This window comes from Mesorhizobium sp. M7A.F.Ca.CA.003.01.2.1 (assembly GCF_003998945.1).
Lineage (GTDB): Bacteria > Pseudomonadota > Alphaproteobacteria > Rhizobiales > Rhizobiaceae > Mesorhizobium > Mesorhizobium ciceri.
This window is the reverse complement of sequence record NZ_RZRA01000259.1, coordinates 1-6,142: the sequence shown is the minus strand read 5'-3', so window position 1 is coordinate 6,142 and position 6,142 is coordinate 1. Positions and strand designations below refer to the sequence as shown.

Below are 6,142 nucleotides of genomic sequence, written 5' to 3'. Positions count from 1 at the left end.
GCGCAGAACGACCGCCGCGAGGCGAGCTGGCGGCGCAGCCAGCTTGCACGGCTTTTCTACAGCCTGATCAACTCGAGCCAGCGTTTCGATATTCCCGAAAATGCCGGCGACTTTCGCGTCATGCGCGGCGCCGTGGCGCGCGCGCTGACCAGCCTGCGCGACAAGCGGCGCTTCAACAAGGGCCTGTTTGCCTGGGCCGGCTTTCGCCAGAAGGCGTTGCCCTATTCGCCGGAAGGCCGCGCCAGCGGCACGTCGAAATGGAGCCGGCTCAACCTGATCGCCTTCTCGCTCGAAGGTTTTACTTCCTTTTCCGTCATTCCCTTGCGTCTCATCAGCCTCAGCGGGCTGCTCGCGGCGTTGGCCGGTGCGCTCTATGGCGCCAAGGTGCTCTTCGAGGTGATCTTCTACGGCATTGCCGTTCCGGGCTACCCCAGCCTGCTGGTTGCCGTCGTCCTGCTCGGCGGCCTCAACCTGACCTTGCTTGGCCTGATCGGCGAATACGTCTGGGTCACGCTCAGCGAGAGCAAGGATCGCCCGGTCTATCTCGTGCGCGACGTCGTGCGCAGCGTGGCCCCCGCCGATCGGCCGGAGCCAGGCACTTCGAACAGATGACGCGGCGCATCCGCCTGATCGCCGACGATTACGGCCTGGCGCCCGGCGTTTCCGCCGCGATTCTCGACCTGCTCGATCGCGGCCGCCTGACCGGCACCAGCTGCATGACCGGCTTTCCGGAATGGGAAGCGGAGGCAGCGCGCATAAAACCGCTGTGCGGCCGGGCCGCGGTCGGGCTGCATCTCACCTTGACCGACCAGTTGACCATTACCGGCCGGTCGAACCTGGCGCCGGAAGGCCGGCTGCCACCGCTCCGCGCACTGGCCTTGCCTGTTCTGCGCGGCCGCATCGACGAGCGCCATGTTCATGCCGAGCTTGACGCCCAGTACAGCCGCTTCGTCGAGGCGCTTGGCCGCCGCCCCGATTTCGTCGACGGGCATCAGCATGTGCATTTCCTTCCCGTCGTGCGCACATGGCTGCGCGCGCGGTTTCCAGAAGGCGCCGACAGGCCGGCCCTACGCGGCGGCCCGGCGCTGGCCGCAGGGTCGAAGGTCGCCGCGATTGCCGCGCTCGCTGCCGGGTTCAACCGTTCGATGCAGCGCGCCGGCTTCATCGTTTTCCAGCCGCTCGCCGGCATCTATGACTGGCGGCAGCCCGAAAAGTTCACTGCGGTTCTGCAGGCCGCCGTCGAAGGGTTGCCGGAACAAGGGCTGTTCATGTGCCATCCCGGCCATGTCGACGAGACGCTGCGCGCGCGCGACACGATGCAAGGTGTGCGCGAGGTCGAATTCGCGGCCCTGGCATCGGACGCGTTCGGAGCCAGCCTGGCCCGCGCCAATGTCGCAATCATGGATGGCAGGGGATGAACGACGCCGAGCGGCCCCCGCGTTCGACCGGCAACAAGATCGTCCGCTTTGCCATTGTCGGACTGGCGAACACGGCCATCGACCTTGCCAGCTTCTTCCTGCTGCTCAAGCTCGGTGCTTCGCCGCTGCCGGCCAACGTTGCTGCCTGGTTCATCGCCGTCACCTTTTCCTTCGCGGCGAACGGCTTCTGGTCGTTCGAGCGCAATCGAGCCATCCGGCTGCGTGACGCATTCCTTCGCTTCGCCTCGCTTGGAGGGCTGATTTCGCTCGGCGTCTCCAGCCTCTCCATCGCGCTGTTTGCCGGCATCGCCGGAGTGTGGCCGGCAAAGATCGCCGGTGTCGTGGTGGCGGCGGTGCTGAATTTCCTCGCCGCGCGCTGGTCGATCGAAGGCCGGTTCTTGAGATAGGCGGAACTATTTTTCTTACGAAATTCCGGACGGAAAACCGCTACACACTTTTCCCTGGATTTCTTTACTCCGCCGGTTCCACATTGGTGTAGGCGGCTTCCTCCAACTCGCGCTTCAGTCGCGCTTCCTCATGGGTCTTCGGCGTCACGAAGCGGCCAAGCAGGAGATAGGCGACCGGCGTCAGGAACAGCGTCGAGACGGTGGCCAACCCCAGGCCGCCGACGATAACCCAGCCGAGCGCGACGCGCGCCTCGGCACCGGCGCCGCTCGCCAGCACCAGCGGCAAGCCGCCGAGCACGGTGCAGATCATCGTCATCATCACCGGCCGCACGCGGATGATCGAGGCCTGCTCGATCGCTTCGCGCACGCCAAGCCCGCGATCGCGCAGCTGGTTGGCGAATTCGACGATCAGGATGCCGTTCTTGGCCATGACGCCAACCAAAAGCACCAGGCCGATCTGGCTGTAGGCGTTGAGACTGGTGCCCGAGAGCAGAAGCGCGAAAATCGCGCAGGCCAGTCCGAGCGGCACCGTCGCCATGATGATGACGGCACTGACGAAACTTTCGAACTGGGCGGCCAGCACCAAAAGGATGATGACCAGCGCGAAGCCGAAAATGGTGATCATGGCGCTGTTGGTTTCGCCCAGCGTCGCCGCCTCGGCCAGAGGCAGGATGCGGCTGCCCGCAGGCAGCAGCGGCGTGGCGATCTCCTCGGCGCGGGTGAGCGCGTCGCCAAGCGCGAAGTCGCCACTGAGGTTGGAGGTGATGGCCACCGAGGGCTGCTGCTGTTCGCGCGACAGCGATGGCGGTACGGCACGTTCGGTCAGCGTGGCGATGGTCGACATCGGCACGAAACGTCCGTCTGCCGTCTTCAGGAAGATGTTTTCCAGATCGGTCGGATCGTTGATCGGATTGGTGGTCGAGACCAGCTTCACGCCGTAGCTGCGGTCGGCAATGTAGACGTCGACGACATCGTTGCCGTCGAGCATGGCCTGCAAGGTGTTGGCCAGTCCCGATATGTCGATGCCGAGGTCGGAGGCGCGCTCGCGGTCGATGGCCACGGCGAGCTGCGGTTGCGTCGGGTCGATCGACAGGCGCGGTGTCTGGAAGCGCGCGTCCTTCTGCATCTCGGCGATGATCTTCACGGCTGCGTCGCCGAGCGCCTTGCGGTCGTTGCCGACCAGCGCGAACTGCAGGCCGTTGCCGGCGCCACGGATGCCGAGGCTGTTGGGCTGTACCGGGAAGATGCGCACGCTCGGCACCTGCCTGGTCAACTGGCTGATCTCGGCCATGATCTCCTGCTGGCTGCGGCTGCGCTCGTTCCACGGCGCCAACGTCATCACCATGAAGCCGGAATTGTAGGAGCCGTTCTGGCCGGCATTCTCGAAGGTCGAGCGGATCTCGCCGGAATCGCGCATCGGCTGGATCAGTCTCTCGATCTTCTGCATCTGCTGCGTCGTATAGTCGAGGCTGACGCCTTGCGGGGCGCTGATGCGCAGAAGCACGGCGGCGCGGTCCTCGGTCGGCGTCAGCTCCTGGCGGATGGTGCCGAACAGCGTGAAGGCGGTGCCGGCAAACAGCACCGCGACCAGAAGCACGATCCATGGCGCGTCGAGGCAGGCGTGTAGGCCGCGCTTGTAGGCCGTATTGAGCGCGCCGCCGATGCGGGCGCCGATGCCATGGCCCCCTTCGTGGTGGAGCGATGCGCTGGTCAGCATGCGCGAGGCGAGCATCGGGCACAGCGTCAGCGCCACAACGCAGGACAATAGCACCGACATGGCAAGCACGAAGCCGAATTCGCGGAACAGGCCGCCGGTCTGGCCGGGCAGGAACGAAATCGGCACGAAGACGGCGACCAGCGTCAAGGTGGTGGCAATGACGGCGAAAAACACTTCCTGCGCGCCAAGCACGGCGGCGGCGCGGGGCCCCATGCCTTCATTGCGTCGTCGCACGATGTTTTCGAGCACGACGATGGCGTCGTCGACGACCAGTCCCGTCGCCAGCACCAGAGCGAGCAGGGTCAGGATGTTGACCGAGAAGCCGGCCAGATAGATGGCAGCGATGGTGCCGATCATGGCGACCGGCATCGACAGGCCGGGGATCAGCGTCGCGCGCCAGTCGAGGAGAAACACATAGATGACGATCAGCACCATGGTCACGGACAGGCCGAGTGCGATCTCGACCTCGTGCACCGCGCCCTTGACGAAGACGGCGTCGTCGCTGGTGATCTTGATCGACATGCCCTTGGGCAGGTTTTCCTGCAGCTTGGCGACGGCGGACTGGACGCCGGTCGAGATGTCCAGCGTGTTCGATTCCGCCTGGCGGATGATGCCGATGCCGATGCCGGTCTTGCCATCCGAGCGCAGCGTGGTCTGGCCGACGTCGGGACCGAGCGTGACGGTGGCGACGTCGCGGATGCGCGTCGTGCCGCCGACAATGATGTTTTCGAACTCTTCCGGCGTGGTCACGTCGGCAGTCGTGCGGACGATCAGGTCCTGGTTGGTCGTGGTGATCGAACCGGCAGGGGAATCGAAAGCGACCGAGGCAAGGGCGGCCCTGAGATCGGCAACCGTGAAGCCGAGGCTGGCCAGCTTGTTCTGGTCGACATCGATGCGAAAGATCTTGTCGCGGTCGCCATAGACCTGGACGTCGGCAACGCCGGGCACGGCGGCAAGCTCGTCCTCGATCTGGTCCTGGACCACCACGGTCATGTCCTGGATCGACATGTTGTCCGAGGTCACCGCCAGTCGCATCACCGCGTCGGAATTGGCGTCGGCCTTGACGATGCGCGGCGGATCGGCGGTGTCGGGCATCTGATTGGCGACGCGGCCGACAGCATCACGCACGTCCGAGGCGGCGACATTCAGATCGACGCCGTCGTTGAACTCGATGGTGACGCGGCTCGAGCCGAACGAGGAAGACGACGAGATCGACTTGACGCCTGAGACGCGGGCGACGGCGCCCTCGATCGTGTCGGTCAGTTCGCGGTCGACGGTCTCGGCCGCCGCGCCCTCGAAGGTGGTGGAAACAGTGACGACCGCGCGGTCGACATCAGGCAGTTCGCGGATCTCGACGCCGTAGAAAGCGGCCAGGCCGGCGACCGCAATCAGTGTGTTGAGCACGAAGGCCATGACCGGCCTGCGGATGAACAGGGCGGTGAAGCCGGTCTCGCTGGCGGTGTTGATGGTTCCGGTCATGAGCCTGCGGCGGCGTCCGCGGCGCGCTGCTCTTCGCCGGCAAGGCGAACCGCGCCGCCCTCGCTGACGCTCTGGGTGCCTTCTGTGACCACCATGTCGCCATTGTCGATCTCGGCGTCGATCAGCACGGTCTCGGTGTTGCGCTGGATGATGCGCACCGGGACCCGCCTGGCCTTGCCATCCTCGATCTGCCAGACATAGGCGCCGTCCGACCCCCACAGGATCGCCAGCGGGCTGACGGCCGGATAGGTTTGCCCCGGAAATTTCATGGTGATGCCGAACGACATGCCGGCGCGCAGCGAATCGGCCGGGTTGGCGATCTTGGCCTTGACCAGCAGCGTGCGACTCTTTTCATCGATGTGGTTGTCGATGGCCGAAACGGTGCCGCTATAGGCGTTGCTGGGATTGGCGATCGGCGTCGCCGTCAATTGCGCACCGACCTTGACGGCGGCGGCGAAGCGCTCGGGTACCAGGAAATCGACCAGGATCGAGGACCGGTCGTCGAGCGTGGCGATGGCCGACTGGTTGGTGACGTAATTGCCGGCCGAGATCGGCAGGATGCCGACGGTGCCGGCGATCGGCGCCAGGATCGACCGGCGCTGCAGTGCAAGTTCCGCGTCCTGAAGCGCCAGCTTGGCGCCCGCCAGCACCACCTCGGCATCAGCCACGGCTACCGGGGTCGCGGCATTGGAGGCACGCAGCGACTTAACGCGGTCGAGCTTGGACTGAGCGTCCTGCAAGGCGAGCTTGGCACGGTCCTGAGAGATCACTTCGGTCTCGGAATCGAGGGTGGCGAGGATCTGTCCCTTCTCGACATGGCTGCCGGATTCGACCAGCAGTTCGGCGAGGCGGCCGGAGCTGTAAGGATTGACGGTCACCGAGGCGTTGGCACGGCCGGTGCCGATCGCCTGCAGGCGGTCGTTGATAACAGCCGAAGTGGCCGCCAAGGCGACCACGTTCACCCGCTGGTTGCCGTTGCGGCCGTTTGCCTGCCTCGCGTTGGCGGCACCGGTTTCAGCCGGGGGCGTTGCCGCGTAAGCCCAGTCGATGCCCCAACGTGCCAGCACGTCCGGTGCGCCGGGATAAAAGCGCAGCCAGGCGGCTGCCGCCACCACCAGCAC

The 6,142-nt window shown here is 65.6% G+C and carries 4 protein-coding genes and 1 pseudogene; 3 read left to right on the top strand and 2 right to left on the bottom strand.

What is annotated here, in order from left to right:
- From EN969_RS12995 to EN969_RS12985, 3 genes and pseudogenes are all read left to right on the top strand, one after another.
- Nucleotides 1–612, top strand: a pseudogene (locus EN969_RS12995) (glycosyltransferase); the annotation flags it as partial.
- Nucleotides 609–1,418 (top strand): ChbG/HpnK family deacetylase, encoded by an 810-nt coding sequence (locus EN969_RS12990; protein WP_063168965.1) that lies wholly within the window; start codon nt 609–611, stop codon nt 1,416–1,418. The pseudogene EN969_RS12995 and the gene EN969_RS12990, both read left to right, overlap by 4 nt.
- Complete coding sequence (locus EN969_RS12985; RefSeq protein WP_013529676.1) at nt 1,415–1,825, top strand: GtrA family protein; 411 nt, start codon at nt 1,415–1,417, stop codon at nt 1,823–1,825. Before EN969_RS12990 ends, EN969_RS12985 begins: the two co-directional genes overlap by 4 nt.
- Before the next feature lie 64 nt (nt 1,826–1,889).
- Here the strand turns inward: EN969_RS12985 and EN969_RS12980 are convergent, their stop codons facing one another.
- Both EN969_RS12980 and EN969_RS12975 read right to left on the bottom strand, forming a co-directional pair.
- The gene (locus EN969_RS12980) at nt 1,890–5,021 is read right to left on the bottom strand and encodes an efflux RND transporter permease subunit (protein ID WP_063168964.1); all 3,132 of its coding nucleotides are present in this window, start codon (nt 5,019–5,021) and stop codon (nt 1,890–1,892) included.
- Nucleotides 5,018–6,142, bottom strand: a 1,125-nt coding sequence (locus tag EN969_RS12975; protein WP_127419161.1) for an efflux RND transporter periplasmic adaptor subunit, incomplete at its 5' end; no start/stop codon positions are given. The genes EN969_RS12980 and EN969_RS12975, both read right to left, overlap by 4 nt.